The organism is Mesorhizobium sp. M2A.F.Ca.ET.067.02.1.1 (genome assembly GCF_004023285.1).
Classification (GTDB): domain Bacteria; phylum Pseudomonadota; class Alphaproteobacteria; order Rhizobiales; family Rhizobiaceae; genus Mesorhizobium.
In genome coordinates, this window is the sequence record NZ_RZSB01000542.1 from 1 (window position 1) to 4,123 (window position 4,123).

Annotated in this window: 4 protein-coding genes and 1 pseudogene; all 5 read left to right on the top strand. The window is 56.6% G+C overall.

Annotation, left to right across the window (positions count from 1 at the left end):
• Positions 1-494 (top strand): annotated as a pseudogene (locus tag EOA28_RS27040) (hypothetical protein); the annotation flags it as partial.
• Positions 494-688, top strand: a complete 195-nt coding sequence (locus tag EOA28_RS40465; RefSeq protein WP_245501602.1) for a hypothetical protein — start codon at positions 494-496, stop codon at positions 686-688. The pseudogene EOA28_RS27040 and the gene EOA28_RS40465, both read left to right, overlap by 1 nt.
• Positions 689-1,537: 849 nt before the next feature.
• Positions 1,538-2,746, top strand: a complete 1,209-nt coding sequence (repA, locus tag EOA28_RS27045) for a plasmid partitioning protein RepA (protein ID WP_128315465.1) — start codon at positions 1,538-1,540, stop codon at positions 2,744-2,746.
• A 71-nt stretch (positions 2,747-2,817) separates the two neighbouring features.
• On the top strand, positions 2,818-3,804 hold the full coding sequence (gene repB / locus EOA28_RS27050; RefSeq protein ID WP_128315466.1) for a plasmid partitioning protein RepB: 987 nt from the start codon (positions 2,818-2,820) through the stop codon (positions 3,802-3,804).
• Positions 3,805-3,957: 153 nt separating this feature from the next.
• Positions 3,958-4,123: helix-turn-helix domain-containing protein (locus EOA28_RS27055; RefSeq protein ID WP_281060927.1), on the top strand; the 166-nt coding region annotated here is incomplete at its 3' end.

A 4,123-nucleotide genomic window follows, 5' to 3' on the forward strand; every position in this document is an offset into this window, starting at 1 on the left:
CGGTGATCGATCCCGACTATCGCCCCCGCAACGTCGACGATCTGTTCGAGCCGACCTGGGTTTGGCGCGGTTCCGCGGTCGAGACACAACAGCTCGCAGGGCCAGTCTACCGGCTGCGCGGCTGTTCCGGCGGCGGCATCGACCACATGCGCAGTTTTTTGGCGCGCCGGACGCGCATCGAACGCGAAATGCGCGAGGCGCAGCGGCCCGAGCTGGAAAACCGGGTCATTCGCGAGGTCGGGCCAGATGGCACGCGCGACATCGCGTTTTTCGACGCCTATCCCGACTGGTTCGATTTCGTGCCGCGCGAAAGCCGCTTTTTGTTGCCTGGCAGCGATCGAGTGCGGCCGCCGACCGCATCTTTGCTCACTGGGCCTTCGACATCCACGACCTCGAGGATCGCGGCCGGCGCGAGATCGGTTTTATTCCGCGGCCCCTCAAAATGCCGACTGAGCGGCTGCTCGCCGACGAAGGCGTCTCAGTGCACCGGCTGATGGAACGGATCGAGGCGATCGACACCGAAATCGGTCTGCCCTTCGCCTGGTTCTTTCTGATGACCCACGGCCACTGGGTCGATCCGAATGTCGGTCACACGATCGCCGAAGGCCTGCGCACGGGCCGGGTGCGGCTACCCGATCAGGACGCCGCCGTTCTGCTCGCTTGGGTGGACAGACCGTATCTGTTTTGAGCGAGCACCATGGACCTGCGGCTCTCGAACCTGCATCAGACGCAAAACTGTGGCGCGCCGACGCGCTTAACACGCGGGATTCGGTGGCTGCCCCTCCGATCGTCGCGCGTTTTTGGTCGGCATCTTGTCCGACGAGGATGTCAAGACACTGCGCCATTCCTCCGTTTGAGGCGGCTGCGCGACGGTAGCTTAGCGTTTCGATTGGAATCGAGAAGTAGAAGCGACATCGGCTTCGCTAGAGTGGGCCTTTCGTCTAAGTGGTCTCGCCGAGACGCGATTTGGCACCTTTTCGGGAACCATCTTCGAGGGGTCCGGCAACGAGCGCTGTCACATTTTCGTCTGGTGAGCGAACTCGACACCATTATTCCGTCCTCTCACTTGGCGTTTATCGTAGGCGACGGGCTGATGAGGCGCTGCGCCTTCTCCTCCGACGAGCTATCAGCTGAAAACGCTTTGGCTTAGCTTCTTCAAGGGAGACGAAAGATGACATGCCGCTTTGCAATGTCGGGTCAGCGCGCGGTCGAGTTTGATCTGCAGATATTCGTCAGAAGCTCAGTGTCGCGATCACTTGCCAGGCACCGGTGCGGGTCGCCTAAGGAAGCCGATAAGAATTTGCGCGGGACGCTTGGGTAAGCAGGATTTGTGCTTGGGATAAGCAGGCTTTGTCCGCAGACAAAATCGCTGAATTGTGTAGCATATTCAGGTGCATGAATCACATCATGGGATCCTAACGTGAGACCATTAAGCTTTTGTTAACTTTAAATTTCTTGCCCGGGCGAACGAATCGGACATAATGACGGTTGCTTGGCGCTTTTACGTCAAAAATCGTTTTTAGAGAGTCTCGATCGAATGAACGTGAGTTCGCCCGTTCCTACGAAAATCCCGCTGCTGTTCGAGAAAAGTATCCTCGATCAGGGCGACCAGATATCGAAGAAGTTGCACCTGCTTTCGATGCAGCGCTTCCCTCCCCACGCAAAGAAAAATCTTCGTTCGTTCTCGCTTGCGGAGGTTGCCACGTATCTGGGGGTTTCCCAGAGCCATCTGAAGAAACTGCATCTGGAAGGAAAGGGACCGGTGCCTGAAACCTCGACGTCGGGCAGACGCTCGTACACTGCTGAACAGATGCTTGAGCTGCGCCAGTATCTCGACCAGTACGGTCGATCCGACGCCCGCATGTATGTTCCCCATCGGCGACCGCGCGAAAAGCTTCAGATTTTGGCTGTGGTTAATTTCAAGGGGGGCAGCGGAAAGACCACTACCGCTGCCCACCTCGCCCAATACCTTGCGCTTACCGGGCACCGTGTCCTAGCTGTCGATCTCGATCCGCAGGCATCGCTTTCTTCGTTGCATGGGTTCCAACCTGAACTCGACCAGGCGAAATCGCTTTACGACGCGATTCGTTATGACGACGAGAGGGTGCCTCTCTCGGAAATCATCAAGCCGACGAATTTCCCGGGCTTGGACATCGTCCCAGCGAACCTAGAGCTGCAGGAATTCGAATACGACACGCCTCTGGCAATGACGGACAAGTCTTCGAATGTGGGCAGGGCGTTTTTCACGCGCATCTCGAAGGCATTGATGGAGGTCGACGATCGCTACGATGTCATAGTTATCGATTGTCCGCCGCAGCTTGGCTACCTGACGATCACCGCACTGACCGCGGCGACCTCAGTGTTGATCACGATCCATCCGCAAATGCTCGATGTTATGAGCATGGGCCAGTTTCTGCTGATGCTCGGGAACATCCTGGAGCCGATCAGGGCGGCCGGTGCGGAGGTGAATCTGGAGTGGTATCGCTATCTTGTTACTCGATACGAACCCACGGATCAGCCGCAAGCGCAGATGGTGGCGTTCCTGCATACGTTGTTCGGCGAATTCATTCTCAAGAACCAGATGCTGAAATCAACGGCGATTTCCGATGCCGGGATTACCAAGCAGACCCTCTACGAAGTCGAAAAGAGTGCGATGACCCGTTCCACATACGAGCGAGCAATGGAAGCCTTGGACGTCGTAAACGGCGAAATCGTAGCTTTGATTCATGAAGCATGGGGGCGTTGACTTGTCTGCTGACAAAAGCGGATATTTGCCAAATGTATTCAATGGACTACGCCCTATCTGGAGGTAAAAATATGGCACGTAAGAATCTTCTTGCAGGCCTGGTAGAAGCGGAGATCGACGACCGGGCGTCATCAGCCTCCGCTGCGGCATATCCGATCCGCGGCGCGTCAAAATCGATGATCCGCTCAGTCAACGAGTTGGCAAAGCAAGCGGATGCGTATCTTGAGGGCGAGCATGTCGTCGAACTCGACCCAAGCGCAGTCGATGGCTCGTTCGTTTCCGACCGCATGGGCGGCGACGAGGAACAATATCAAGAGCTGCTGGAAGCGATTAGGGAGAGAGGGCAGGATTCTCCCATACTTGTCCGTCCGCATCCGAGCTCAGACGGTCGCTACATGATCGTCTTCGGCCATCGCAGGGTCCGAGTCGCCCGCGAACTGGGACGGAAGGTGAGGGCGGTCGTAAAGGAGATCGACGACAAGACCCATGTAATTGCCCAGGGTCAGGAGAATTCCGCTCGGGCAAATCTCAGTTTCATCGAGAAGGCGATGTTCGCAAAGCGCCTTGAGGATTTGGGGTACGACAGAGATGTGATCTCGTCAGCATTGGCCTCGAACGCCGCTGCGGTCTCGAAGATGGTATCGGTTGTCACCAGAATTCCGGCATCTGTGATCGGTAAGATTGGATCAGCTACGTCTGTAGGCCGCGAGCGGTGGGTTGAGCTGTCTCTGCTCGCCGGCAAGAAATCCGAAGTCGTTAATGCAATCTTGTCCGAACCAGAATTCGGCGAGCTGGAGAGCAACGAACGCTTCGAAAGGTTGCTAGCAGCCTTGAATGCGAAGGGGAAGCCGGTTCGCAAGGTAGCCGTGAAGTCCCAAGCACAGTCCTGGGTCCCCGAGGACAAATCAGTTAGCGTCAGCGTCAAGAAGGCAGGCAAGGCCATCACGATCGCCGTGAAGGAGATGGACGGCAGCCGCTTTGGGACGTGGATTTCCGATAATCTGGGCAACCTTTATGAGGCGTTCAGAAAGTCGGAGAAGACATCAATAGGAGACTGAAACCGCAAAAGAAAAAGGCCCCCGAACGTCACCGTCGCGGAAGCCCTTCTCGTCTGTCGCAAGCTGAGAATCGCATTTCCCCGAATCACTGTCAAGAGTCGTGGCGCCGTTTTGGCGAGCAGATTTCTTTTGCCTAATCGAGGGTGAAAGAAAATGGAAACGGGTATTGCAACGACGCCCTTTGGGCGGCGGCCAATGTCGCTTGCCATGCTGGCAGCGCAAAACGAGTCACGTGAGATCCCCAAGGGCAGGGTCGTCGACAAGTGGCAGATCTACCGCAACCTCTGCGAAGGCAAGAGCATCGTCGGCATCGGCGATC

What these genes read in the sequence shown, in the direction of transcription:
- EOA28_RS40465 (WP_245501602.1), top strand. Translation starts at nt 494, where the DNA reads ATGGAACGGATCGAGGCGATCGACACCGAAATCGGTCTGCCCTTCGCC.
- repA (WP_128315465.1), top strand. Translation starts at nt 1,538, where the DNA reads ATGAACGTGAGTTCGCCCGTTCCTACGAAAATCCCGCTGCTGTTCGAG.
- repB (WP_128315466.1), top strand. Translation starts at nt 2,818, where the DNA reads ATGGCACGTAAGAATCTTCTTGCAGGCCTGGTAGAAGCGGAGATCGAC.